Origin of the sequence: Ensifer adhaerens, from assembly GCF_000697965.2 — a bacterium.
Taxonomy (GTDB): domain Bacteria; phylum Pseudomonadota; class Alphaproteobacteria; order Rhizobiales; family Rhizobiaceae; genus Ensifer; species Ensifer adhaerens.
Genome location: NZ_CP015881.1, coordinates 237,353 through 262,631 on the forward strand (window position 1 = coordinate 237,353; position 25,279 = coordinate 262,631).

Sequence of the window (25,279 nt, forward strand, 5' to 3'; positions counted from 1 at the left end):
ACTGCAACGAATGCGCGAAATTTTCTTGGCTGTCGATGTCGGGAGATGACGACGTCATGCGTCTTAATCTCGAAGGCGGTGCTCAACCGCGCTGACAACAAGGAGATTGAGAATGTTTCGTACCGCTTTGATCGCTGGCGCCCTGCTCATGTCCGGCACGGCCTTTGCCGAGGCTGAGACCGTCGAAGTCAACGGCATGAAGATGTATTACGAGGTCTCGGGCGAGGGCGAGCCGCTGGTCGTGCTACACGGCGCCTACATGAACATTCCCTCGATGGGTGCGATCATCCCGAAGCTGGCCGAGACCCACAAGGTCTATGCAATCGAGTTCCAGGGCCATGGCCGCACCACCGATATCGATCGCCCGATCACCTATCCGAACCTCGCGGACGACGTCGCCGCCTTCATGGATGCGGTGAAGCTGGAGAAGGCCGATGTCTTCGGCTACTCAATGGGTGCGGCTGCCGGCCTGCAGCTGGCAATCCGCCATCCGGACAAGGTGAACAAGCTAGCCGCCGCGTCCGTCGGCTACGATGCCGAGGGCTGGCAGCCGGAATTCAAAGCATTCATCCCGCAGATGACTGTCGAGATGTTCGTCGGCATGCCCTTTGCCGAAGACTACCGCAAGCTCGCCGCCAATCCGGATGGGTTTCCCGATCTGGTCAAGAAGCTGATCCAGCTCGAAAAAGAACCGATGGCCTGGGAGGCGGATGTCAAGGCACTGAAGACCCCGGTTCTCGTCATCGCCGGCGATGCCGATGTGGCGACGTTGGAGCACACGGTGGCACTGTTCCGCCTGCTTGGTGGCGGCGCCATGGGCGACATGGGAAAGCCGCTATCGCCTTCGCGGCTCGCGATCCTGCCGGCGACGTCGCACACCGCCGTCATCAACCAGACGGAACTGTTGGAGGCTTTCATCGAGCCCTTTCTGAAGGGTGAGACACCGAAGGGCATGTTCCCGTGACAACGACGAACGGCGCCATCTTCGCAGATGGCGCCGCCCTCCTATGGTGGATAGCTTCTAGCGCAGGCGCCTGCCGTCTGCGTCGAACACCAGAGCGGCTGTGGGTTCGAAACGGGCGGCGATGCTATCGCCGGACTTCAGGCCGCGGCCGTTTTTTGTTTCGATGATGATCAGTTCGCCGTCGCCGTGCCGGGCATAGGCAAAGGTCTCGCCGCCCAGATGCTCCAGCATGTCGATCGTCAAATCGAGGCTCGCCGAGCCGCTGTCGCCGAAATGCTCGGGGCGAATGCCGATGGTCACGGTGCTGCCGGGCGTTACGTCCTTGACCGCAATCGGCAGCGTCGCATTGCCGAAATCCGCCAGGCGGACATGTTTCTCCCCGCCCGCGTTTGTTTCGACGATCCCCTTCAAAAAGTTCATCTTCGGCGAACCGATGAAACCGGCGACGAAGAGATTGGCCGGATCGTCGTAGAGGTCGAGCGGCGAGCCTACCTGCTCGACCACACCGCCGCGCATGACGACGATCTTGTCGGCAAGCGTCATCGCCTCGACCTGATCGTGGGTGACGTAGATGATTGTCGTTGCAAGCTTCTTGTGCAGCCTGGCGATCTCGATGCGCATGTGCACGCGCAGTTCCGCATCGAGGTTCGAGAGCGGCTCGTCGAAGAGAAAGATCTTCGGGTGCCGCACGATCGCCCGGCCGATCGCCACGCGCTGGCGCTGGCCGCCCGAAAGCTGTTTTGGCTTGCGGTCGAGCAGCGGCCCGAGTTCCAGGATGTTCGCGGCTTCGCCGACGCGTTGTGCGATCTCGGCCTTCGGCACGCCGGCAAATCGCAGCGCGAAACCCATGTTCTCCCGAACCGTCATATGCGGGTAGAGCGCATAGGACTGGAACACCATGGCGATGCCGCGTTTCGACGGATCGACATCGTTCATGCGCTCGCCGCCGATCGTGAGATCACCTGACGTGATCTCCTCCAGTCCGGCGATCATCCGAAGCAGGGTCGACTTGCCGCAGCCGGATGGCCCGACGAAGACGACGAACTCACCGGTCTTGATGTCGAGGTCTACACCCTTGATGACCTCGAAGTTGCCATAGGACTTTCTGACGTGCTTAAGTTGGAGTTCGCTCATGCAGCCGCCGCCTCGTCCGACACCGCCGAAAGCTCCAGCCTTACGGTTCCAAGCCGCGTCGAGGTCACCGCGACGGCGATGCCGCCGGCAGCACCCGTCGTTTCCAGCCAGAAGCCGGTCGAACCGCCCTGGAAGATCAGGCGATCGGGGCCGAGCAGGCGGGCAGGGCCGGTGACTGTCACGTCGACCGCGTCATTGAGGAAGGGCAGGATGTTGCCGGCCTGATCGAGCGCCCGCACGATCACCCGCACGCTGTCGCGCCCTTCGGCCCGAAGCGCCGTGCTGTCGGGGACGACTTCCAGCGCCGTCGGCACCGGATCGGCGACCATGCGCAGGTTGGCGACGGGCTCGCCGTCGATAAAGCCGGTGAAGGCTGCGTCTTCCCACTTCATGCCCCAGACGCCGAGTTCGTCCTTGGTGAAGTGGCGATGGTCGATGACGACGGGCGGGTGCGGCAGATGCGGGAAGTTCTCGCGGTCGGGGCCGACGCGCTTGACGAGCGATCCGTATTTCAGCTCGACCTCGTCGCAGTTGGTGAGCACGATCAAGGGCAGCACGCCGCCGATGTTGCGCTCGCCGCGTGCCCAGAAGGTGACCGGCTTCATCACCACGCCCTCCGACGGTTCGCATTGGCTGGCATAGACATAAGCCGCGAATTTCGGCTGGCGGAACATGTCCATGACACCGTGATAGCAGATCCGGTCGCCGGAGCCGAAGTCCTTGTGGGTGTTGTAGTCGAACATGCACCAGCCGACGGCGCCTGAAATGCTTGGGTCGCCATAGGCCGCGTTCAGCACTTCCAGGTGCCGGCGCACATGCTCTGCCTGCCGTTGTTCCTGGTCGTAGATCTTCGTCGGAAACATGTGGCCGCCGAATTCGGTGATGAGATAGGGCACCTTGCGGGTGAGCCCGGTGCATTCCTGCTGCGGACGTAGCGCCGTGCGCGGGCGGTTTGCGCCCGGCAGTTCCTCGTTGCCGAGGATAAAGTCGTTCATGGTGTAGACGTCTTCGAGGTATTCGCTGTCGGTAATGTAGCGCACGCCGCCGGTCTGGCGCGTGGGGTCGAGTTCGCGTGCGAGCCGGTTGGTCTCGACGTAGAAATCATGCGAGTCCTGGGATTCGTTGATGCGCACGCCCCAGATGATGATCGACGGGTGGTTCCAGTCGCGCTCGATCATGCGGCGGACGTTTTGGATCGCCTCCTGTTTCCAGCCCTCGCCGCCGATATGCTGCCAGCCGGGGATTTCCTCGAAGACGAGCAGGCCGATGCGGTCGCAATGGTCGAGGAACCACTTGGATTGCGGATAATGCGAGGTGCGCACGAGGTTGCAATGCAGCGTGTTCTTCAGGATCTCGGCATCGCGCTCCTGCGCCGTGCGGCCCATGGCGTAGCCGACATAGGGGAAAGCCTGATGGCGGTTGAGGCCGCGGATTGTCAGCGGCCGTCCGTTGAGCTTGAAACCATCCGTGGTGAACTCGGCGGTGCGGAAGCCGAAGCGTGACGACAGCCGGTCGCTGCCGCGATCGCTGCGCAGCTGCGCTTCCACTTCATAGAGAACGGGGCTGTCGATATCCCAGAGCGAGAGGCCCTTCAGGCCCGTGATCTCAAGGGTGACGCTCTCGCCGCGGCTTTCACCGGCTGCTTCCGCCAGCACCTTGCCGTTCGCGTCCTTGAGGAGTGCCGTGACCGTGCCGGCAAAGTTGACGCCTTGCGGATTGCCGAGATCGCAGCGGATCGAGACGGACTTGGCATCGCTGAGCGCATCGCGGGTTTCGATCTTGAGATTGGCGATCGAAACGGCATCGGTGACCTTCAACCAGACGTCGCGATAGATGCCGGCATAGGTGAGATAGTCGATGCGGCCGCCGAAGGGCGGGATCTCAGGGTTTTCGCTGCCGTCGATCTTGACCGTGATCAGGTTGTCGCCTTCCCGCAGCTTATCCGTCAGTCTTGCTTCAAAGGGCGTGTAACCGTCCTTGTGGGCGATGATCTCCTCGCCGTTGAGATAGACGACGGCGTCGGCCATGGCGGCGTCGAACACGAGCGAGACCTCGCGGCCGTGGAACTCGCGACGCCAGGTAAGCACCTTCTGATAGGTGAAGGCGCGCTGATAGGATGCCTCGTCGAAATAGTTGAACGGCAATTCCACCGCATTGTGCGGCAGGCTGACCGATTTGCCTGCCTGCAGCCGGCCAGCGCTTGCCGCATCGAAGCCTTCGGAGAAAGTCCAGGTATCGTTGAAAGAGGTAACAGAACGCATGATCATTCCTATTTGACTGAGCCCAGCATTCCCTGGACGAATTGGCGTTGCATGAAGAAGAAGACGGCGAGGGTGGGAAGTGTCGCGAGAATGGTGCCGACCATGACGACGCCGTAGTCGGGGTAGTAGGCGGAAGCGAGCGAGGAGATGACCAGCGTGATCGTCTTCTGCTCGTTCGACTGCAGCACGATCAGCGGCCAGAGATAGTTGTTCCACGCCGTCATGAAGACGATGATGAAGGCCGCCGCATAGGTCGAGCGCATGACCGGCACATAGATGAACAGGAAGATCTGCCATTCCTTGAGCCCGTCGACCTTTGCGGCGTCCCGCAGTTCCGACGGGAAGGCCTTGGTGGTCTGGCGGAAATAGAAGACGACGAAGGCAGAGCCGATGGTCGGCAGCACGACAGCGAGGTGCGTGTTGATCAGCCCCGCCTTGCCCATCATGATGAACAGCGGAATCATCAGCGCGGCAAACGGGATCATCATCGTCAACAGAAGGGCGCTGTAGATCCTATCGCGGTGGCGCGAGCGGAACATCTCGAAGCCGTAGCCAGCCAACGACGACACGGCGAGCGTCAGCACCGTCGCGAGAATGGCGATCTTGGCCGAATTCCAGAAGACCAGCGGTGCGTTCACCTGGGTGAAGAAAGTGGCGATGTTGGTGGCAAGCGCGCTGCCCGGCATCATCCTGCCCTTGATGATGTCGATCGAAGAATTGGTCGCGCCGAGCAGCATCCAGACGAAGGGAAAGATCGAGAGAAAGGCCATCAGCCCGACGAAGCCGTAGGTGACGATGGTGCCGACGATACGTGTGGTTCCGTTGTTCATCGGTCGCGCTCCCGTGCCGCGAAAAATTGCAGGCAGGCGAGCAGGGCGACGAGCACCACGATCACATAGGACACCGTCGCCGCGTAGCCGAAATTCGGCATGAAGCGGAAGGTCAGGTTGTAGATATAGAGCGACAGGGTCAGCGTGGCGTTGGACGGTCCGCCCTTGCCTTCGGTGAGGTTATAGACCTCGTCGAAGAGCTGGATCGTGCCGATCGTCGAGATGATCGTCGTGAACAGAATGACGGGCTTCAACAGCGGGATAGTGATGTGGGTGAAACGCGCCCAGGCAGGCACGCCGTCTATCCGCGCGACCTCGTAGATCGACTTGTCGATGTTCTGCATCGCCGCGAGATAGAAGATCATGTTGTAGCCGGTCCAGCGCCAGGTGATGGCGAGGATGACGAGCACCTTCGCCCAGAAGGGATGGGTCAGCCACGGGATCGGCGAGGCGATGAGGCCGATCGCCTCGAGCGTCGAGTTGACGATCCCGTCGAGCGCGAACATGCCCTTGAACAGCACCGAATAAGCAACCAGCGAGGTGACGCAGGGCAGGAAGATGGCGGTGCGGAAGAAGCCGCGGCCGACGAGTTTCGGATTGTTGAGCAGCGACGCCAGAATCAGCGCCAGCAGGATCATGATCGGCACCTGCACGACGAAATAGGTCAGCGTGTTCGTCAGTGCCTTGATGAAGACCGGATCGTTCCAGAGGCGGATGATGTTCGAAAAGCCGGCGAATTTCAGCATCATGCCGCGGCCGGACTGGAACGACATCCACAGCGACCAGACGATCGGATAGATCATGAAAAGGGCGATCAGCCCGAGTGCCGGCGCGACGAAGAGCCAGCCATTGACGTTGTAATATCGGCCGATGCCGCCGCGACGCGCGAGAGCCATCATCATCCCCATGGATAGCAGGAGCCGTTGGCCGCGGCGTGTTTACCGCGGCCAGGAGCAATGCAGATAATCGCCGCGGCGATTACTGGACCTGTGCGCTGACCTCGGCGTCGATCGCCTTCAGGATGTCGTCGACGGGCGTTCCCTGCTGCAGTGCCGGAAGCTGTGCGGTAACGGCCGTGTCCGCCTCGTTGGTGAAGACGCCGTAGTTGACCGAGGGGACCTTCGCGAGCCAGTCGGAGAAGTTCTGCCAGACCTTTTCGCCACCGAAGAAGGCATCGGCCTCGCCATAGGCGGCCCCGCCGCGGGCAGCGAGCAGTGAGCCGACGGCGCCGCGGTCCGTAAGGATCGTCTGGTAGAAGTCGACGTCCTTGGCGTAGACCTCGTTCAGGAAGTCGATCGCTTCGGCCTTCTCGGCTGAGCTTTCAAGCACGTACCAGCTCGAGCCGCCGAGGTTCGAGGCGTGCGTCGCGCCGTCGATCGAAAGCGCCGGGATCGGCGCCACGCCCCATTTGCCCGACTGGTCCGGCTGCGCCTTGACGGTGCCGGTGATCCAGACGCCGGTGATGACGGTGGCGACATCGCCGGACGTGAAGGTGCCGACCCAGTCGGCCCAGCCGGCGGCGGGCTTGTAGATGTTGGCGGCCATGATCTTGCCGACCGTTTCAAGCGACGCCTTCAGCGCCGCGTTGCCGGTGATGTTCGTCTTGCCTTCCTTGTCGAAATACCATTGCCCGGCCGATTGCATGATGATGCGCACGAGCCCGGCGTCGGTCGGGTCGAGACCCATCATCTTCTTGCCGGTCTTGGCTTCGACCTGCTTTCCGATCTCGATGAAGCGATCCCAGGTGATGCCTTGCATGTCCTCCGGCTTGAAGCCGGCCTGCTCCAGATAGTCCTTGCGGTAGTAGAGGCCGGTGACGCCGGAATCGAATGGCATGCCGTAGACCTGGCCATCCAGCGTCATCACCTCGACCTTGTAGGGAGCGAAGCCGGAGTAATCGACGGTGCCGGAGAGCGGCGCGAAGGCGCCGGGGAAGGACTGCAGATATTTCTGCGCGCCGTAGTCCTCGATGAGAACGATATCGGGCAGGGCGTCTGCGGTGCCGGACGAGAGGCCGGTCTGCAGTTTCTGCTCGACGTCGGCCTTGGCGAAATCGACGATGTTGAAGGTCACGTCCGGGTGCGTCTTGGTGTAGCGCGCGCCGGCCTCCTTCATGATCGCGACGTTGAAGTTCGGATCCCAGCACCAGATGGTGATTTCCTTGGCCTCGGCGGCCGTGACGGCCAAGAAGCTGGCGCCTGCAAGCGCGATGGCGGCAAAGCGCGGCAGATAGGTACGCGTGTCCATAGTTTCTCCTCCCTCGAAATTCGTTCCCCGAGACGTTCCTCCTAGTCTCGGCGCGGAGTATTTCGCAAAATTCTGGAGAAGGCAATATTTCAGTAAATTTTTACCACGCGTTTTTTACCGACCGTTTTACGCACCGGGAGCGGCGGCTCTCGCCATCGTGCTGCCGCGCCAGACCATCTCGGTTCCGAGGATCACCTTCTTGGCCACGTCTCGCCCGGTCAGCCGCTCGACCAGGAGGTCAACGGCGGTCTCGCCGATCACTTCGGCGGGGATCTTCACCGTCGAAAGCGGCGGCCCGAGAAACTGGGCGACAGGAATGTCGTTGAAACTCGCCACGGCAACATCGTCGGGGATCCGCAGGCCCATTTCGTGAATCGCGCGGTAAGCGCCGATCGCCATATTGTCGTTGCAGGTGACGAGGATCTTGGGCGGATTGGGCTTCGACAGCATCGCCTTGGCGAGCGTATAGCCGCTATCGGGCGTCAGCTTTTCGACCATGCAGAGTTCGGGATCGTAGAGGCCGGCCTTCGTCATCCATTGTATGAAGGCGCGGCAGCGACGCTCCGAATGGATGTCGTCCTTGTCTCTGAAAGCGTCGATCCAGCCGAGAAAGCCGATGCGGCGGTAGCCCATGCCGTAAACGCCGTCGAGCAGGCGGTTCATCGCGATCGAGACGTCGCTCATCACGCTGTCGTCGACGTCATCGTCGGGGGCAAAGTCCGCAAAGACCAGATGGCGGCTGTGCCGGCGCAGCCAATGGACCTCTTCGCCATAATGGTGGCCGACGGCGACGACGCCGCTGGCGCCCTGCAGGATCGCGGCCTCCGGCAGGTTGCCGTTGTGGAAGACCTTGACCACCTCGATCTTCAGCGCCTGACAGCGGTTTTCGATGCCGAGCCGGACGCCGACATAATAGGGGTCGATCAGTTCCTGGGCGGGTTGAAGGAAGTGCACCAGCGCGAATTTCAGGCCCTGCATTGCCCCGGCGCCGCGGCCGCGGTTGCGCGGGGTGGCGTAATTCAGCGCCTCGGCCGTTTCGATGATCGCCTGTCGCTTCTTGGTGGAGATCGAGAGGGTCGGATCGTAATTCAGCACCCGAGAAACAGTCGCCGAAGAGACCCCGACAGCCGAAGCGATTTCCTTGATTGTTACCATGTCCAACGTCCCGCCCGCCGCCGCGGCCCTCCTTTCGGGCGCGGCGCAATTTTTATTTAGTAAAATTTTGCCTGGGGTTTTTCAATCGCTGGGCGTCTTATTTCGTTCATGGAACGGGACGCAACCGCGCGTGGTCACGCCGCGCGGCCGATTGCCAAGGCCTGCGCTTGCAGTTCGTCGGAAAGAAACGCCCAAAGAGCCGAGACCGGGCGGGACGCCAGACCCTGATCGTCGGCGGCGAAAAGCCCCAGCTCGATCACCGGGGCAGGGGGCAGACCCTCTTCACCGCCGAGAACCCGCATCGTGTTGGGACGGATGTTGAGATCGAGGAGAACGGCTATGCCGAGGCCCGCCTCGATCATCGACTGGATGGAAGACAGGCTGGCGCTCGTCAGCACCGTGCGCCAGGGGCGATCCCCGCCCTTCAGCGCCTCGATCATCTTCTGCCGCCAGGTGCAGACGCCGTCGAAGGTGATGAGTGGCAGAGGCCCTTCCGCCGGCACCTCGAAACCGCGCGCCGCGACCCATCGGAGCGGCAGTCGCCAGGTAAGGATCGGCTCGCCGCGGATCAGCGCCGGATCGCCGATCGCGACATCGAGCCGGCCCTGCGAGAGCCTCTCCGACAACACGGTGCTTTCGGTCACCGTCAGTTCGAGCGCGACATTCGGATGGCATTCGGCAAACCGTTGCAACGCTTTTGGTAGCGAGCCGACCGCGATATCCTCGATCATGCCGAAGCGGATCGGTCCCTGGACGGCCTGCCCGGCAAGCGCCCGCCGGGCGCCGGCGCTCAGGCCCAACATCTTCTGGGCATAGGGCAGCAGCACATGCCCGGCTTCGGTCAGGTCCATGCCCCTTGCATTGCGGTTCAGGAGCTTGGCGCCGAGATCGTCCTCCAGCCGGCGCAACTGCATGCTGACGGCCGCTTGCGTCCTGGCCAGCCGCTGCGCAGCGCCGCTGACGCTGCCGCATTCGGCGGTCACGACGAAGGCGCGCAAAAGGGCGATATCCAGATCATGCATATAACGATCCCTTATGAAGGTATCACAATTATTAGCGTTCCTTATTGTGCCGGGATTGTTATGTCTGTTCAAGCCCAAGGGGAGAACGGACATGGCGGAAACAGAGACGACAGCGGATAGCGCGTGGAGCGAACCGGGTGCGACGGATGACACCAACGGGCGCGTCACACTCGCCATCGTCTTCTGCCTGCTCTCGATGTCGAGCGTGCAGTTTGGCGCAGCCCTTTCGAAGCCCGCCATGGAAAGCGTCGGAGCCTTTGGCGCAACCTGGCTGCGGCTATCCTGGGCGGCCGCCTTCCTGCTCATCCTCGTCCGCCCGCCTTTTCTCCGCTACACCCGGGCGCAATGGATTTCCGCGCTTTCGCTCGGCGCGACGATGGCGGTGATGACGCTCTGCTTCTTCGCGGCGATCGCCCGCATTCCCCTCGGCCTTGCCGTGGCGATCGAGTTTCTCGGTCCTCTGACGGTCGCTGCCGTTTTCGGCGGCCGTGGCTGGCGCCTGCTTTGTCCCGTTATCGCTGCGGCCGGCGTGCTCTGCCTCTCCTGGGACGGTTCCTCCTGGGTCGCAGATACGCGCGGGCTTCTGTTCGCCTTCGGTGCGGCGATCGGCTGGGCCGGCTACATCATCCTGATGAAGCAGGCTGGCCAACGCTTCAAGGGACTGGAAGGGCTCGCTGTTTCGCTGCTGTTTGCCGCGCTCTTTGCGACTCCGTTCGGCCTGTCTCAGGCGCAGTCCGGCTTCTCCTTCGACATGCTCTTGATGACGGCCGGGCTTGCCATCCTGGTGCCGCTGCTGCCTTATGCGCTCGAATTCATGGCGCTGCGGCGCATGCAGCCATCGGCCTTCGGCATCCTGATGAGCCTGGAGCCGGCGATCGGCGCGGTTGCCGGCTTCATCGTGCTGGGTCAGGCGCTTTCCCTCAACCAGATCTTCGGCGTGGCCCTCGTCATGCTCGCGAGCGCCGCCGGAACCTTGCTGGCGAAAGCCTAGAGCGCAGCAGCCAGGCTGTTTTGCCTGACATCGGCTTTCTGAAACTCGCAGTTGGGGGGCTGGCGCTTCAGCCCGCCGCGCCAACCTCTCCAAAAAAATAGGCACGTTGCGCACGACAGGCGAGATGTGCCCGTTTACAAAAGTAATATTATATGATTTTTTCTCGATGGCTGCGTGGAGGCAGCTTTCTTTGGGAGGAAATCATGAAAATCGCCAAGGCACTTGCGAGTGCAACGATCCTTGCTGCCTGCACGTTTGGCAGCGCATCCGCGGCCGATCTGGTCGTCGGCTTTTCGCAGATCGGCTCGGAGTCCGGCTGGCGCGCCGCCGAGACGACACTGACCAAGCAGCAGGCCGAACAGCGCGGCATCGACCTCAAATTTGCTGACGCACAGCAGAAGCAGGAAAACCAGATCAAGGCGATCCGCTCCTTCATTGCGCAAGGGGTGAACGCCATTCTCGTGGCGCCAGTGGTTGCAACCGGCTGGGACGAAGTGCTGCAGGAAGCCAAGGACGCGGAAATTCCGGTCATCCTGCTCGACCGCACGGTCGATTCGTCGAATGAGCTTTACCTGACGGCCGTCACGTCCGACCTCGTGCATGAGGGCAATGTTGCCGGCAAATGGTTGGTCGACACGACCGCGGGCAAGCCCTGCAACGTCGTCGAGCTTCAGGGCACGACCGGCTCCTCGCCGGCGATCGACCGCAAGAAGGGATTTGAACAGGCGCTATCCGGCCACGACAACCTGAAGATCATCCGCAGCCAGACCGGTGACTTCACCCGCACCAAGGGCAAGGAAGTCATGGAGAGCTTCCTCAAAGCTGAGGACGGCGGCAAGAACATCTGCGCGCTCTACGCCCACAACGACGACATGGCCGTCGGCGCCATCCAGGCAATCAAGGAAGCCGGCCTGAAGCCGGGCAAGGACATCCTTGTCGTGTCGATCGATGCCGTTCCGGACATCTTCCAGGCGATGGCAGCCGGCGAAGCCAATGCCACGGTCGAGCTGACGCCGAACATGGCCGGTCCCGCATTCGATGCGCTTGCCGCCTTCCAGAAGGACGGCACCGCGCCGCCGAAGTGGATCCAGACGGAATCGAAGCTCTACACGCAAGCCGACGAGCCGCTGAAGGTCTACGAGGAAAAGAAGGGCCTCGGCTACTGACGTCGGCCGTGGCCCGCGCTGCTTCTCGCGCGGGCCAAGCTCTTTCCCAAGTTTCCGTCTGAAGAGCACAGCTTGCCGCAGCTAGGCGCTGTGCTTCTCGTCAGTAGATACCAGCATCGCGGAGACGGTATCGATGCAGACCAATGACCACATTCTCCAGGCGATCCGGATCGAAAAGACTTTTCCGGGGACCAGAGCCCTCGACAAGGTCGATTTTCACCTCAGGCGCGGAGAGGTTCATGCGCTGCTTGGCGAAAACGGTGCCGGCAAGTCGACCCTGATCAAATGCCTGACCGGCGCCTATCGTCGCGACGGCGGCGCCATCCTGCTCGACGATGCCGAGGTTGATCCGCGCGACACCTTCGAAGCCCAGGCGCTCGGCATCGGCACGGTCTATCAGGAGGTAAACCTGCTGCCGAACCTGACGGTTGCCGAGAACCTCTTCCTCGGGCGCCAGCCGCGCCGCTTCGGCATGGTTGACGCCCGTGCCATGAATCGGCGGGCTCGGGATCTGCTTGCCGATTATGAACTCGACATCGACGTCACCCGCGATCTCGCCAGCTATTCGGTGGCGATCCAGCAGGTGGTCGCCATTGCCCGCGCCGTCGATCTCTCCGGCAAGGTGCTGATCCTCGACGAGCCGACGGCGAGCCTCGATGCGCATGAGGTGGCGATGCTGTTCCGCATTATCCGGCGCCTCAAGGCACGCGGGCTCGGCATCGTCTTCGTCACCCACTTCCTCGAACAGGTCTATGAGATTTCCGACCGGATTACCGTGCTTAGGAACGGGCAGCTCGTCGGAACGCGTGAAACCGCCAATCTCGATCGCCGCGAGCTGATTGCGATGATGATTGGCCGTGAGCTGGCGGCGGAAATCCACGCGCCGCGCGCTGAGGTCCGGCAAGGGCCGTTGCGCTACCGCTTCCGAAACTACGGCCGCAAGGGGCGCGTCCGACCCTTCGACCTCGATGTCCGGGCCGGCGAAGTGGTCGGCATGGCCGGCCTGCTCGGCTCCGGACGGACGGAGACCGCCGAGCTTCTCTTCGGCGCCCATCGCGCCGACAGCGGCGGGGCCGAGATCGATGGTCGTGCGGTCGACCTTGCGTCGCCGCGCGCTGCCATTCGCCATCGCTTCGGCTTCTGCCCGGAGGATCGCAAGACTTCGGGCATTATCGGCGATCTCTCGGTGCGCGAAAACATCGTGCTGGCGCTGCAGGCCCGCCGAGGCTGGACGCGGCCGATCTCGCGGGCGGAGCAGAACCGGCTGGCGGACCACTATATCCGCGCGCTCGATATCCGCACGGCCGATCGGGAGAAGCCGATCAAGCTTCTGTCCGGCGGCAACCAGCAGAAAGCGATCCTCGCGCGCTGGCTCGCGACCGAGCCCGAATTCCTGATCCTCGACGAGCCGACGCGCGGCATCGATGTCGGCGCCCATGCGGAAATCGTCAAGCTGATCGAGGCGCTGCGCGAGAAGGGCCTGTCGCTGATCGTCGTCTCCTCGGAGATCGAGGAACTGGTCGCTTACAGCACCCGGGTCATCGTGCTTCGCGATCGCGCCCATGTCGCCGAACTCGACGGCAGCCGCATCACTGCCAGTGAGATCGTCGAAGCGATCGCCGCAACCAATGAAAGGAGGACGTCGTGACGTCGTTCCTCAGGCTCTATTTCAACCGGTTGCTGCCGCAGCTGATTGCGCTCGGCATAATCGTCGCGGCGGTATCACTGGTGTTTCCCGGCTTCCTCAACCTGCAGATCCAGAATGGCCGCCTCTATGGCAGCCTCATCGATATCCTCAATCGCGGCGCGCCGGTGGTGCTTTTGGCAATCGGCATGACGGTCGTCATCGCCACCAAGGGCATCGACCTCTCGGTTGGCGCGGTCATGGCGATCTGCGGCGCAACGGCCGCCGCGGCGATCACGTCGGGACACTCGCTCGCCGCGACGCTGCTGATCACGCTTGGTGTCGGTATCCTTTGCGGTCTCTGGAACGGGGTGCTGGTCGCGGTGCTCGACATCCAGCCGATCATCGCGACGCTGGTGTTGATGGTCGCCGGTCGCGGCGTCGCCCAGCTCATCACCGAGGGGGCGATCCTGACCTTCAACGACCCCGACCTCGTCTTCATCGGCAGCGGTTCCTTTGCCGGCCTACCGATGCCGGTGGTGATCTGGTTGATATTCGGCATATTGACTGCGCTGCTCGTAAGGCGGACGGCGCTCGGCATGCTGATCGAGGCGATCGGTGTCAATCGCCAGGCAAGCACGCTGTCCGGGGTGCTGACGCCTGTGCTGTTGATCGCCGCCTATGTGCTTTCCGGTCTCTGCGCTGCCATCGCCGGCATTATCGCCGCCGCTGACATCCGCGGTGCGGATGCCAACAATGCCGGTCTGTGGCTGGAGCTCGATGCCATCCTTGCGGTCGTCGTCGGCGGCACGTCGCTGCTCGGCGGCCGCTTCAGCATCGCCGCATCGGTGCTCGGCGCGATCATCATCCAGGCGATCAACACCGGCATTCTTCTCTCCGGCTTCCCGCCAGAGTTCAACCTGATCATCAAGGCCGCGATCATCGTCTTCATCCTGGTGCTTCAGTCGCCGCGCTTCCGCACGGCCTTTGCCTTCCTCGTGCCGGCGCGCGGTGCGAGAAACCCGAGCGAGCGAGCCGCAAAATGAAGCCGAAATATCTTCCGCTCACGGCAACGCTCGTGATCTTCCTGCTCGGCTACGCGCTTTGCGTGGCGCAATATCCGAACATGCTGTCGACGCGTGTCATCGGCAACCTTCTGACGGACAACGCCTTCCTCGGCATTGCCGCTGTCGGCATGACCTTCGTCATCATCTCCGGCGGCATCGATCTTTCGATCGGCTCGGTGATCGCCTTTACCGGCGTGTTTCTCGCCGTCGTGCTGGAACACACGAGCATCCACCCGCTCATTGCCTTCGCGATGGTTCTGGCGATCGCGACGCTCTTCGGCGCCGCGATGGGGGCGATCATCCACTATCTGGAAATGCCGCCCTTCATCGTCACGCTGGCGGGCATGTTCTTGGCGCGGGGCATGGCCTTCGTGTTGTCGATCGACAGCATTCCGATCAAGCATCCCTTCTACGCGACCTTGAAGGCGCTCTACTTCAAGCTGCCGGGCGGCGGGCGCATCACCCTGATTGGCGGCCTGATGTTGCTCGTCTTCGCGATCGGTATCCTGATCGCGCACCGCACACGCTTCGGCACCAATGTCTATGCGCTCGGCGGCGGCACGGCGACGGCGCGACTGATGGGCGTGCCGGTTGCGGCGACGACGATCCGCATCTATGCGCTCTCGGGCCTGCTTGCGGGATTGTCCGGCATCGTCTTTTCGCTCTACACCTCGGCCGGCTATTCCCTTGCCGCCGTCGGCGTCGAGCTCGACGCCATCACCGCGGTCGTCATCGGGGGCACGCTTTTGACCGGTGGTTCGGGCTTTGTTGCCGGCACGCTGGTGGGCATCCTCATTCAAGGGTTGATCCAGACCTACATCACCTTTGACGGATCGCTGTCGAGCTGGTGGACGAAGATCCTGATCGGCCTTCTGCTCTTTGCTTTTATCCTGCTGCAGAAGGGTATCATCTTCGTTTCGCGCCAGCGCCAGCAGCGGGCGTGAGGCAAGGGTCGCGCGATGTGGCCGTCCCCCCATCAGCCGCGCAAACGCACGAGCCACCGGCTCGTCGTCGAGGAACTCGGCCAGGCGGTGGTCGGAGGGGAATTCTCCGTCGGGGATATCCTGCCGGGTGATGTGGAGCTGGCGGCACGCTTCAACGTTTCGCGCACGGTCCTGCGCGAGGCGATGAAGACGCTTGCCGCCAAGGGGCTGATCGTCGCCCGCGCCCGCATCGGCACGCGCGTGATGCCGCAGGCAAACTGGAACCTGTTCGATGGTGACGTGCTTTCCTGGCATTTCCGGGCCGGCGTTGATGAGGCGTTTCTCCGCCATGTCAGCGAGGTCCGCCTGGCGCTCGAGCCCTATGCGGCCGGACTGGCGGCACGCCGCGCCACGGACGCGGATATTTCCCAGATGATGCGGCTGGCCGTTGCCATGGGCGATGCCGGCCATAGCGCGCAGACGCTGGCGCGCGCCGATCTCGAATTCCATCTCCGTCTGCTTGAAGCGTCGCTCAATCCGTTCATGCAGACCGTTGGCAGCCTGATCGAGGCGGCGCTGATGGGTGTCTTTCAATTGAGCAACACGGCCGCCGATTGCGCCGAGATCGACCGCGTCGCGGTCGCGCATATCCGCATCGTCGAGCAGATCCGCCTGCGCAACGAGGAAGGTGCACGGGTTGCGATGGAGCAGGTGATCCGCGTCGGCCAGCAGCAGTTGATCGCCAATTTGAGGGCACGCGGCTGATCCGCAGCCGTGTCCGTCGGCAAGACACAAGGCGGAATTCGCCGCGCTGCTTGGCATTTGCCGGCACCTGCGCGTAGGCTGCCGTTGTGGGCGGAGAAACCCAAATCCCGATGCGACCGGGCCGCCGACAGAGCGAGCGGGGAGAGCAGGGTGAAACAGGATGTGCTGATCGCCGGCGCGGGACCGACCGGCCTGGTGCTGGCTCTCTGGCTGACCGCCCAGGGTGTCAAGGTCCGCATCATCGACAAGAACGTTGGTCCCGGCCCGACATCGCGGGCGATGGTCGTGCATGCGCGAACGCTTGAGCTTTACCGGCAGCTCGATCTGGCCGATGCCGTGCTCGAGGCGGGACACCGCAACCCTTCGGTCAACCTCTGGGCGAAGGGCAAGGTCAGGGCGCGGATCTCCTTCAGTCCGACCGGCGGGAAAATGACGCCCTATCCCTTCGTTCTTGTCTATCCGCAGGATCATCACGAGCGGTTGCTCGAGGCCCGACTGGCGGCATTGGGCGTCAAGGTCGATCGGCAGACCGAGCTTGTCGACTTCGAGCACGACGCCGCCGGGGTGAGCGCTCGCTTGCAGTTGCCCGATGGCGGCTCGGACGTTTGCACGGCGCAGTATCTTGCCGGGTGCGACGGCGCGCGCTCGCCGGTCCGGCACAGACTGGAGGTCGATTTTGCCGGCGGAACCTACGACCAGACCTTTTACGTCGCTGACGTTGAAATGAGTGGGGCGACTGCGAATGGAGAAGCCCATATATCGCTCGAAACCGGTGATTTCGTCGCCTTGCTCGCCTATGCCGAGGGGCGGGGCCGCCTCATCGGTCTGGTGCGGGAGAAGCGGGAGGATGCAGACGCACTCACCTTCGCCGATGTGAGCCATCGCGCCATCGAAAGCCTTCGCCTCACCGTCGACAAGGTCAACTGGTTCTCCACCTACCGTGTGCATCATCGTGTCGCCGATCGCTTCGAGCGCGGGCGCGTGTTTCTGCTCGGCGACGCTGCGCATGTGCATAGTCCGGTCGGCGGCCAGGGCATGAACACCGGCATCGGCGACGCCATCAATCTGGCCTGGAAGCTTGCAGCGGTGCTGAAGGGACAGGCGCCGGACCGCCTGCTCGCCAGCTATGAAGGCGAACGGATCGCATTTGCCCGCCAGCTTGTCGAAACGACCGACCGGCTGTTCACCTTCGTGACGGCCGAAGGCAGCGTCGCGGATTTCCTGCGCATCCACGTCGCCCCAGCCTTGGCTGGTGTCGCCTACCGCGTCGGCGGTGTCAGAGAATTCCTGTTTCGCATCCTGTCGCAGACGCAGCTCAACTATCGCGGCGGCCCCTTGAGCCGGAGTGCGCGCGGCCGGGTGCAGGGTGGCGATCGGCTGCCCTGGCTAGGCATCAATGGCCTCGACAATTACGCTTCGCTGGCGGCCATCGCCTGGCAGGTGCATGTCTATGGCGAGGCGCAAAACGACATAAGAGCTTGGTGCGCGGCCAAGCACATGCCGCTTCACGTCTTCCCATGGGGCGAGCAACAGGCTGCCGGCGGCCTGGTGCGGGATGCTGCCTATCTGTTGCGTCCGGACAGCTATGTGGCGGTGGTTGCGGACCGAGCGATGCCGGAAGCCCTCGAAGCCTACTTCGCCGACCAGGGGATCCGCCTGTCGGCGCCGGCTTGAGATTTCTCGAGACGGCGGCGCGGTGCGCCGCCGATGCTTGGTCGCAAGGGGCGTCAAGCTGAGACGAGAGATACGATCCCTTGTCGGCTTGAACTCGACCGGCGGTCAGTGCCCGGCCGGCGTCTCGGCCTTGCGTTCCGCTGCTTCGCCTTCAACGGCCGGATGCCGGGAAATGCCCACGAGCTTGTGGCCGCGCTCACGCAGCCACTGGAAAGCGACGTAGAGCGCCGGAATGACGAAGATGCCGACGAGCGCTGCGGCAAGCATGCCGCCAGCGACACCGGTGCCGACCGCGCGCCGACTGAGTTCGCCGGCGCCCTTGGCGACCACCAGCGGCACCAGGCCAACGATGAAGGCGAAGCTCGTCATCATCACGGCGCGGAAGCGGGCGCGGGCGCCTTCGATCGCCGCATCGACGATGCTTGCTCCAGCCTCGCGGTGCGCCTTGGCAAACTCGACGATCAGGATCGCGTTCTTCGAGGCGAGCGCGATCAGCACGACGAGGCCGATCTGGGCGTAGATGTCGAAGGACAGACCCGCGACGAGCACGGACAAGAGCGCGCCCGAGACGCCGAAGGCAACCGACAGGAGCACCGGCACGGGGATCGTCCAGCTTTCGTAGAGCGCGACGAGGAAGAGGTAGGCGAACAGCACGGCCATTGCCAGGATGGCGGTGGTCTTGCCCGCCGCCTCCAGCTCCTGCAACGCCGTTCCGGTCCATTCGTAGCTGTAGCCGGGCGGCAGGGTCGAGGCCGACAACGCTTCCATGGCGGCAAGCGCCTCGCCCGAGGAGTGGCCGGCGGCCGGCTGGCCGTTCAGCGTGATCGAGCGATAATTGTTGTAGCGCACGATCGACTGGGGACCGACGATATAGTCGACCTTGGCGACCGAGGCGACCGGCACCATGTCGCCGCTCGTATTGCGCACGTGTAGGCGCTGGATGTCGTCGACGGCGTTGCGGTCGGCTTGCGCCGCCTGCATCGTCACCTTCCAGGTGCGGCCGAAGAGGTTGAAGTCGTTGACGTAGTAGCTGCCGAGCGTGCCCTGCAGCGTGGTGAAGAGGTCGCTCACCGAAACGCCGAGGGCCTGCAGGCGGTCGCGGTCGATATCGAGATAGAGCTGCGGCGAGCTTGCCGAATAGGTGGTGAAGGTCGGCCCGAGCGCTGGGTTCTGGTTGGCGGCGATAATCAAGCCGCCCGCCGTTGCCGAAAGATCGGCGACGGAACGGCCCTGCAGATCGAGCAACTGGTACTCAAAGCCCGAGCCGGTGCCGAGGCCCATGATCGGCGGCAGGTTGAAGGCGAAGATCTGCGCGCCGCGGATCGCCTGGCCCTTGACCATGGTCGTGCGGATCGCCGCCTCGACGCCGGCCGCATCGCTCAGGCGTTCCGCAAAGGGTTTCATCGTGACGATCGCGAAGGCCGAGTTGGACTTCGACAAACCGTCGAGGAAGGAGTAGCCGGTGACGGTGATGACGTTGGCAACGCCCTCGATGCCGCCGAGCATCGTCTCGACCTGTTTCACGACTTCGTCGGTGCGGTTGTAGGAGGCGCCTTCCGGCAGACGGATTTCCGTGAAGAACGCGCCCTGGTCTTCCGCCGGCAGGAAGCCGGTCGGCACGACCTTGAAGAGGAAGCCCGTGGCGACGAAGGCGACCGCGAGCAGTGCCAGGCCGATGATGGCGCGCCGGGCGATGTGTCCGGCGACGAAGGCATAGCCGTCACGCCCCTTGTCGATGGTCCGCGAGATGTAACCGAGGATGCCGCGCTTCGGCCCATGATGGGGTTTCAAGAGCACCGCGCAGAGCGCCGGGCTGAGCGTCAGCGCGTTGATCGCCGAGATCACCATCGACACCGAAACGGCGACGGCAAACTGCTGGAACAGCTGGCCGCTGAGGCCAGGAATGAAGGCGACGGGCACGAAGACGGAGAGCAGCACGAGCGTGATGGCGACGATGGCGCCGGTGATTTCGCCCATCGCACGCCTTGCCGCTTCCGCAGCCGACAGGCCTGGATTTTCCTCCATCACCCGCTCGACGTTTTCGACGACCACGATCGCGTCGTCAACGACGATGCCGATCGCCAGCACCATGGCAAGCAGCGACACGGTATTGAGCGAGAAACCCATGGCGAGCAGCACGGCGAAGGTGCCGATGAGTGCGACGGGAACGGCAACGAGTGGGATCAGGGTCGCCCGCCAGTTTCCGAGGAACAGGAAGACGATGATGATGACGAGGATGAAGGCCTCAAACAGCGTCTCCTCGACGTTGTCGACGCTGGCTTCGACGAACTGGGCTGTGTCGTAGGAGACCGAATAGGTGAGGCCCGGCGGGAAGGATTTCGACAGCCGTTCCATCGCCTCCTGCACGCCCCTGGCGGCGGCAAGCGCGTTGGCGCCCGGCGCCTGGTAGGTGCCGATCATGGCGACCGGCTTGCCGTTGATCCGGGCGTTGGAATCGGAGCTGGCGGCGCCGAGCTCGACGCGCGCGACGTCGCGGATGCGCACATAGGAGCCGTCGGGCCGTGCCCTCAGAACCACGTCCTCAAACTGTTTGGGATCGGTGAGGCGCCCTTGCGTCTGGAGATTGAGCTGGAACAGCGGGTCGTCGGTCATCGGCTGGGCGCCGATGCGGCCGATCGCGGCCTGGACGTTCTGGGCCTTCAGCGCATTGATCACATCGGTCGGCGTCAGGTCGAGGCTGGTCATGCGGTCGATGTCGAGCACGACGCGCATCGAGTAGTCCTGGGCGCCGAAGAGCTGGGCATCGCCGACGCCGGGCACGCGCTTGACCGTGTCGAGCACGTTGATCGTGGCGTAGTTGGACAGGAACAGGCTGTCGAAGTTCTGCTTCTCGTCCGCTGCAAAGATCGTGACGACCTGCATCAGCGCGGAGGACTTCTTGCGCACGCTGACGCCGCTCTGCTTGACCTCGGAGGGCAGGCCGGCCTCGGCGAGCGACACGCGGTTCTGCACGTTGACGGTGGCGATGTCGGGGTCGGTGCCGACGGCGAAGGTGACGGTCAGTGTATAAGAGCCGTCGGCGCCGCTCGTCGACTTCATGTAGAGCATGTCGTCGACGCCGACGACTTTGCTTTCGATCGGCTGGGCGACGGTGGTTTCGACCACGTCGGCGCCGGCGCCGGGATAACTGGCGGTGACGCTCACCTGCGGCGGCACGATATCGGGGAACTGGGCGATCGGCAGACGGGTGAGCGCAAGCAGACCCGCCAGCGTCAGCACGATGGAAATGACCGTGGCGAAGCGCGGGCGATCGATAAAGATCTCTGAAATCATCGCTTAGCCACCTGCTGCCGTGGCTGCATCGACGGTGATGCCGGGCCGCACCTTGCCGGCGCCCTCTGTGATGACGTTCTCGCCTTCCTTGAGGCCCTTGCTGATGACCGCCTGGCCGCGGGCGTTGCGTGACACGTCGATGCGGCGAAGCTCGACCTTGGAGCTGGCGTCGACCACCAGAACGAAGGCGCCCTGCTGGTCACGCTGGACCGCCTGCTGCGGCACGGCAAGCACGTTCTGCTTGTCGGATTGTTCGAGCATCACCCGCACCAGCGCACCGTCGAGCAGGATGCTGTCCGGATTGGGGAACTCGGCGCGCACGGTCACGGTGTCCGTCCCTTGCGAGACGTTGCTGGCGATAAAGTTGATCGTGCCTTTTTGCTTGTACTCGGTGCCGTTCGGAAGGCCGAGCCCGACATTGGCGCCGCCGCTGATCTCGCCCTTCAGCACCCGTTCGCGATAGGTGAGGTAAAGTGCGGTCGCCACCGGAAACTGGACATAGATCGGGTCGAGCCGGGTCAGCGTGACGAGCGGGCCGCTGTCCGGGCCGACGAGGGCGCCGACATCGGCCGCCGTCAGGCCGACGATGCCGTCGAAAGGCGCCGTGATCTTCGTATAGGAGAGGTTGAGGTCGGCGTTGTCCTTGCTGCCCTTGAGCCGGATCAGGTCGCCTTCGGCTTTCCTGACTTGCGCGTGCGCTTCGTCGACCTTGGCTTGGCTGATCGTCTTGCTGGTGAGGAGCTGCTCGGCGCGGTCGCGCTCGAGGATCGCGAATTCCTTGGCGGCTTCGGCCGCCTCGATCTGCCCTTCGATCTCCTGCACGGCGGCGCGGTAGGCGCCGTCTTCCACCCGGTAGAGCTCCGTGCCCGCCGTCACCTTCTGCCCTTCGGTGAAGTTGACCGCCTCGAGGAAACCCGAAACGCGGGCGCGAATATCGACTTTCTGGATCGCCGTAACCTTGCCCGTCAGATCCACGCTCTCGCGCAGGTCCATGATGGTGGCCGGCGCCACGACCACGGCTGGCGCCTGCTGCGCCAATGCCGTTTGCGCGGAAAACCCGATCGCGACAAGCAGTGCTGATGATAGTGAAAGGGCAGGAATTCTCGAACGACGCATGCAACGTTCCCCCTGAACGAAACAGCTGGAGATAAGATCAGTCCTTGGCAGTGCATTGAAATCAGAACATGTTCTCCGCGCCAAGTCACGCAATCATGGGTTGATTTAAGTGGAGGCTTGCAAAGATGATGCAAATACCCGCGAAAGGTGGGTTCAGAGAGAACTTGTCACAAAAGCAATGATTTGCCAGACCATCGTCCGTTCACGGTAGAGGGAGGCGACAGGCTGATTTTGTCGGATTTCGGTTGAGGGAGATGCGTGGAGGCGAACGTTTTACGTGTGCCACATCGTCACAATTGACGAGACCGGTCTGCAACCTCCGGTGACAGTTTCGCGAAGCCGCTGGGCAGACAGGTCCCGGCGCGATGCCGGGACCATGCTTAGTACTGTTGCCGGATCCAGCCGTCAGACGAGGTCGAAACGGTCGGCGTTCATCACCTTGTTCCAGGCCGCGACGAAATCGCGTACGAACTTCGCCTTTGCATCCGCCTGGCCGTAGACTTCGGCGATGGCCCGCAGCTGCGAGTTCGAACCGAAGACGAGATCGATGCGGGTGGCCGTCCGCTTGACGTCGCCGGTTCTGCGGTCACGCCCTTCGAAGACATCCTTCGCGTCGGATGTCGCCGTCCAGGCCGTGCCCATGTCGAGCAGGTTGACGAAGAAGTCGTTGCTGAGCGTTTCCGGACGATCGGTGAAGACGCCGTGGGCGGTCTGCCCGTGGTTCGCGCCGAGAACGCGCAAGCCCCCGACGAGCACGGTCATCTCCGGCGCGGTCAGCGTCAGCAACTGCGCCCTGTCGATCAGCAGCTCTTCCGGCGAAACCGCGTACTGGGCCCGCTGGTAGTTGCGGAAGCCGTCGGCGATCGGTTCGAGAACCGCGAAGGACTCGACATCGGTCTGCTCTTGCGTCGCATCCATGCGGCCAGGCGCAAAGGCGACCTCGATGTCGTGGCCGGCGGCTTTGGCTGCCTTCTCGACCGCTGCGGCGCCGCCGAGCACGATCATGTCGGCGAGCGACACCTTCTTGCCGCCGGACTGGGCGTCGTTGAAACTACGCTGGATGCCTTCGAGGACCTCGAGAACCTTCGCCAGCTGCGCCGGCTGGTTGACCTGCCAGTCCTTCTGCGGGGAAAGGCGGATGCGCGCGCCATTGGCGCCGCCGCGCTTGTCCGAGCCGCGGAAGGTCGAGGCCGACGCCCAGGCGGTCGAAACCAGTTCGGAGACCGAAAGGCCCGAAGCGAGGATCCTGGCCTTGAGATCGGCGATATCCTTGGCGTCGACGAGCGGATGATCGACGACCGGGATCGGATCCTGCCAGATCAACTCTTCGGCCGGCACTTCCGGGCCGAGATAGCGGGCGCGTGGACCCATGTCGCGGTGCGTCAGCTTGTACCAGGCGCGGGCGAAGGCGTCGGCGAAGGCATCCGGGTTCTCGTAGAAATGCCGTGCGACCTTCTCGTAGGCCGGGTCGACGCGCAGGGCGAGGTCGGTCGTCAGCATCGACGGCGCATGGCGCTTGGATTTGTCGTGCGCGTCCGGCACGGTGTTGGCACCCATGCCATGCTTCGGCGTCCACTGGTGTGCGCCGGCCGGGCTCTTCGTCAGTTCCCATTCGTAGCCGAAGAGGTTCCAGAAGAAGTTGTTGCTCCATTTGGTCGGCGTCGTCGTCCAGGTGACTTCGAGGCCACTCGTGATGGTGTCGCCACCACGGCCGCTGGCGTAGGTGCTTGCCCAGCCGAGGCCCTGTTCCTCGATACCGGCAGCTTCCGGCTCGCGGCCGACATTGGCCGCATCGCCGGCGCCATGGGTCTTGCCGAAGGTGTGGCCGCCGGCGATCAGCGCCACGGTTTCCTCGTCGTTCATCGCCATGCGCGCGAAGGTTTCGCGGATGTCACGCGCGGCGGCGAGCGGGTCCGGAGTGCCGTTCGGGCCTTCCGGATTGACGTAGATCAGGCCCATCTGAACGGCGGCGAGCGGGTTTTCGAGGTCGCGGTCGCCCGAGTAGCGCTTGTCGTCGAGCCAGGTCTTTTCCGTGCCCCAGTAGATGTCTTCCTCCGGTTCCCAGACGTCGGGGCGGCCACCGGCAAAGCCGAAGGTCTTGAAGCCCATAGACTCGAGCGCACAGTTGCCGGCGAGGATCATCAGGTCGGCCCAGGAGATGCTGTTGCCGTATTTCTGCTTGATCGGCCACAGCAGCCGGCGTGCCTTGTCGAGGTTGGCGTTGTCCGGCCAGCTGTTGAGTGGCGCAAAGCGCTGCTGTCCGGCGCCCGCGCCGCCGCGGCCGTCACCGGTACGGTAGGTGCCGGCGCTGTGCCAGGCCATGCGGATGAAGAGCGGGCCATAGTGACCGAAGTCGGCCGGCCACCAATCCTGCGAATCGGTCATCAGCGCGAAGAGGTCCCTCTTCACCGCCGGCAGGTCGAGTTTCTTGAATTCCTCGGCGTAGTCGAAGGCTTCGCCCATCGGATCGGACAGCGAAGAGTTCTGGTGCAGGATCTTCAGGTTGAGCTGGTTCGGCCACCAGTCGCGGTTCGAGGTGCCGGGCGACTGTGCGCTCGTCTGGGCTCCGTGCATGACGGGACATTTGTCCGTTTTGTCGGCTTTCGCGTCCATTTTTATCTCCCTTCAAGATGACGTGAATTTTGGATGGGTCAGAGGAAAAGCGCCAGGCGCTGACAGGCGCCCAGCCGAGCCCGCGGCCCGGCATGTCTGGTGCCGTCGGTGGTTGTCGTTCCGCGAAGCGGTGTCGCCACTGGCTGCGTCTCCCTCATTGTGCCGTAGACTCTATCAAAGTGGTTCCATTAATTTAAGTTGGATTTCCTGATTGTGGCGATAAGAGGATCCTATCGCTAATGGACATGGGTCCCATGGGCACATGCTTGCAGCCCTCCATGCATTTTTGATGACGTTGGAGCGTTTGCCGATTGCAGCCGATACAAGAAAATTGTTGCACTGCACTCCCGCCAAACTTGCGGAAGGTAGCGCCAATGGTTAGTCACACCGCAACGACTCAAGAGCTTTCCATTTTTCGTGTGACGAAAGGACA

At 63.2% G+C, this 25,279-nt stretch carries 18 protein-coding genes; 8 read left to right on the forward strand and 10 right to left on the reverse strand.

What is annotated here, in order from left to right; all coding sequences use genetic code 11:
- The first annotated feature begins 112 nt into the window (after positions 1-112).
- Entirely contained in the window at positions 113-964 is an 852-nt protein-coding gene (locus FA04_RS20810; protein ID WP_034789610.1) for an alpha/beta fold hydrolase, read from the forward strand.
- A gap of 57 nt (positions 965-1,021) precedes the next feature.
- Here FA04_RS20810 and FA04_RS20815 read toward each other — a convergent pair whose 3' ends face one another.
- The 7 genes from FA04_RS20815 to FA04_RS20845 form a co-directional block, all read right to left on the reverse strand.
- The gene (locus FA04_RS20815; RefSeq protein WP_034789608.1) at positions 1,022-2,098 is read right to left on the reverse strand and encodes an ABC transporter ATP-binding protein; all 1,077 of its coding nucleotides are present in this window, start codon (positions 2,096-2,098) and stop codon (positions 1,022-1,024) included.
- On the reverse strand, positions 2,095-4,359 hold the full coding sequence (locus FA04_RS20820; protein WP_034789846.1) for a glycoside hydrolase family 2 protein: 2,265 nt from the start codon (positions 4,357-4,359) through the stop codon (positions 2,095-2,097). The genes FA04_RS20815 and FA04_RS20820 overlap by 4 nt, the downstream gene beginning before the upstream one ends.
- 8 nt (positions 4,360-4,367) lie before the next feature.
- The gene (locus tag FA04_RS20825) at positions 4,368-5,189 is read right to left on the reverse strand and encodes a carbohydrate ABC transporter permease (RefSeq protein ID WP_051659165.1); all 822 of its coding nucleotides are present in this window, start codon (positions 5,187-5,189) and stop codon (positions 4,368-4,370) included.
- Positions 5,186-6,085 carry a carbohydrate ABC transporter permease gene (locus FA04_RS20830; RefSeq protein WP_034789839.1) on the reverse strand — a complete coding sequence of 300 codons (900 nt, stop codon included), beginning with the start codon at positions 6,083-6,085 and terminating at the stop codon, positions 5,186-5,188. The genes FA04_RS20825 and FA04_RS20830 overlap by 4 nt, the downstream gene beginning before the upstream one ends.
- A gap of 82 nt (positions 6,086-6,167) precedes the next feature.
- A complete protein-coding gene (locus tag FA04_RS20835) occupies positions 6,168-7,436 on the reverse strand; it encodes an ABC transporter substrate-binding protein (RefSeq protein ID WP_034789605.1) in 1,269 nt (422 codons plus the stop codon).
- A gap of 126 nt (positions 7,437-7,562) precedes the next feature.
- On the reverse strand, positions 7,563-8,591 hold the full coding sequence (locus tag FA04_RS20840) for a LacI family DNA-binding transcriptional regulator (RefSeq protein WP_034789603.1): 1,029 nt from the start codon (positions 8,589-8,591) through the stop codon (positions 7,563-7,565).
- A gap of 134 nt (positions 8,592-8,725) precedes the next feature.
- A complete protein-coding gene (locus FA04_RS20845; protein ID WP_051659164.1) occupies positions 8,726-9,613 on the reverse strand; it encodes a LysR family transcriptional regulator in 888 nt (295 codons plus the stop codon).
- A 91-nt stretch (positions 9,614-9,704) separates the two neighbouring features.
- Here FA04_RS20845 and FA04_RS20850 point away from each other — a divergent pair, with 91 nt between their 5' ends.
- The 7 genes from FA04_RS20850 to FA04_RS20880 all read left to right on the forward strand — a co-directional run bounded on the left by FA04_RS20850 (position 9,705) and on the right by FA04_RS20880 (position 17,823).
- On the forward strand, positions 9,705-10,604 hold the full coding sequence (locus FA04_RS20850; RefSeq protein ID WP_034789599.1) for an EamA family transporter: 900 nt from the start codon (positions 9,705-9,707) through the stop codon (positions 10,602-10,604).
- A gap of 203 nt (positions 10,605-10,807) precedes the next feature.
- Complete coding sequence (gene ytfQ, locus FA04_RS20855) at positions 10,808-11,770, forward strand: galactofuranose ABC transporter, galactofuranose-binding protein YtfQ (RefSeq protein ID WP_034789595.1); 963 nt, start codon at positions 10,808-10,810, stop codon at positions 11,768-11,770.
- A gap of 133 nt (positions 11,771-11,903) precedes the next feature.
- Complete coding sequence (gene ytfR, locus FA04_RS20860; protein WP_034789593.1) at positions 11,904-13,418, forward strand: galactofuranose ABC transporter, ATP-binding protein YtfR; 1,515 nt, start codon at positions 11,904-11,906, stop codon at positions 13,416-13,418.
- On the forward strand, positions 13,415-14,440 hold the full coding sequence (locus FA04_RS20865; RefSeq protein ID WP_034789590.1) for an ABC transporter permease: 1,026 nt from the start codon (positions 13,415-13,417) through the stop codon (positions 14,438-14,440). Before ytfR ends, FA04_RS20865 begins: the two co-directional genes overlap by 4 nt.
- Positions 14,437-15,405: a galactofuranose ABC transporter, permease protein YjfF gene (yjfF, locus tag FA04_RS20870; RefSeq protein ID WP_034789588.1), complete on the forward strand. Its 969-nt coding sequence runs from the start codon at positions 14,437-14,439 to the stop codon at positions 15,403-15,405. The genes FA04_RS20865 and yjfF overlap by 4 nt, the downstream gene beginning before the upstream one ends.
- Before the next feature lie 15 nt (positions 15,406-15,420).
- A complete protein-coding gene (locus tag FA04_RS20875) occupies positions 15,421-16,149 on the forward strand; it encodes a FadR/GntR family transcriptional regulator (RefSeq protein WP_034789585.1) in 729 nt (242 codons plus the stop codon).
- A 150-nt stretch (positions 16,150-16,299) separates the two neighbouring features.
- Positions 16,300-17,823 (forward strand): FAD-dependent monooxygenase, encoded by a 1,524-nt coding sequence (locus FA04_RS20880; protein WP_034789577.1) that lies wholly within the window; start codon positions 16,300-16,302, stop codon positions 17,821-17,823.
- Between the two features lie 105 nt (positions 17,824-17,928).
- On the opposite strand, the gene FA04_RS20885 is transcribed toward FA04_RS20880, so the two are convergent.
- The 3 genes from FA04_RS20885 to katG all read right to left on the reverse strand — a co-directional run bounded on the left by FA04_RS20885 (position 17,929) and on the right by katG (position 24,846).
- Complete coding sequence (locus tag FA04_RS20885) at positions 17,929-21,117, reverse strand: efflux RND transporter permease subunit (protein WP_034789576.1); 3,189 nt, start codon at positions 21,115-21,117, stop codon at positions 17,929-17,931.
- A 3-nt stretch (positions 21,118-21,120) separates the two neighbouring features.
- Complete coding sequence (locus FA04_RS20890; protein ID WP_034789574.1) at positions 21,121-22,233, reverse strand: efflux RND transporter periplasmic adaptor subunit; 1,113 nt, start codon at positions 22,231-22,233, stop codon at positions 21,121-21,123.
- A 405-nt stretch (positions 22,234-22,638) separates the two neighbouring features.
- A complete protein-coding gene (katG, locus tag FA04_RS20895; RefSeq protein WP_034789573.1) occupies positions 22,639-24,846 on the reverse strand; it encodes a catalase/peroxidase HPI in 2,208 nt (735 codons plus the stop codon).
- Positions 24,847-25,279 lie beyond the last annotated feature (433 nt).

Bases quoted from the DNA above. Each gene is read 5' to 3' on its own strand.
- ytfQ (WP_034789595.1), top strand. From the start codon at position 10,808: ATGAAAATCGCCAAGGCACTTGCGAGTGCAACGATCCTTGCTGCCTGC.
- FA04_RS20850 (WP_034789599.1), top strand. From the start codon at position 9,705: ATGGCGGAAACAGAGACGACAGCGGATAGCGCGTGGAGCGAACCGGGT.
- FA04_RS20835 (WP_034789605.1), bottom strand. From the start codon at position 7,436: ATGGACACGCGTACCTATCTGCCGCGCTTTGCCGCCATCGCGCTTGCA.
- FA04_RS20830 (WP_034789839.1), bottom strand. From the start codon at position 6,085: ATGGCTCTCGCGCGTCGCGGCGGCATCGGCCGATATTACAACGTCAAT.
- FA04_RS20815 (WP_034789608.1), bottom strand. From the start codon at position 2,098: ATGAGCGAACTCCAACTTAAGCACGTCAGAAAGTCCTATGGCAACTTC.
- FA04_RS20810 (WP_034789610.1), top strand. From the start codon at position 113: ATGTTTCGTACCGCTTTGATCGCTGGCGCCCTGCTCATGTCCGGCACG.
- FA04_RS20840 (WP_034789603.1), bottom strand. From the start codon at position 8,591: ATGGTAACAATCAAGGAAATCGCTTCGGCTGTCGGGGTCTCTTCGGCG.
- katG (WP_034789573.1), bottom strand. From the start codon at position 24,846: ATGGACGCGAAAGCCGACAAAACGGACAAATGTCCCGTCATGCACGGA.
- FA04_RS20885 (WP_034789576.1), bottom strand. From the start codon at position 21,117: ATGATTTCAGAGATCTTTATCGATCGCCCGCGCTTCGCCACGGTCATT.
- yjfF (WP_034789588.1), top strand. From the start codon at position 14,437: ATGAAGCCGAAATATCTTCCGCTCACGGCAACGCTCGTGATCTTCCTG.
- FA04_RS20825 (WP_051659165.1), bottom strand. From the start codon at position 5,189: ATGAACAACGGAACCACACGTATCGTCGGCACCATCGTCACCTACGGC.
- FA04_RS20845 (WP_051659164.1), bottom strand. From the start codon at position 9,613: ATGCATGATCTGGATATCGCCCTTTTGCGCGCCTTCGTCGTGACCGCC.
- FA04_RS20875 (WP_034789585.1), top strand. From the start codon at position 15,421: ATGTGGCCGTCCCCCCATCAGCCGCGCAAACGCACGAGCCACCGGCTC.
- FA04_RS20890 (WP_034789574.1), bottom strand. From the start codon at position 22,233: ATGCGTCGTTCGAGAATTCCTGCCCTTTCACTATCATCAGCACTGCTT.
- ytfR (WP_034789593.1), top strand. From the start codon at position 11,904: ATGCAGACCAATGACCACATTCTCCAGGCGATCCGGATCGAAAAGACT.
- FA04_RS20820 (WP_034789846.1), bottom strand. From the start codon at position 4,359: ATGCGTTCTGTTACCTCTTTCAACGATACCTGGACTTTCTCCGAAGGC.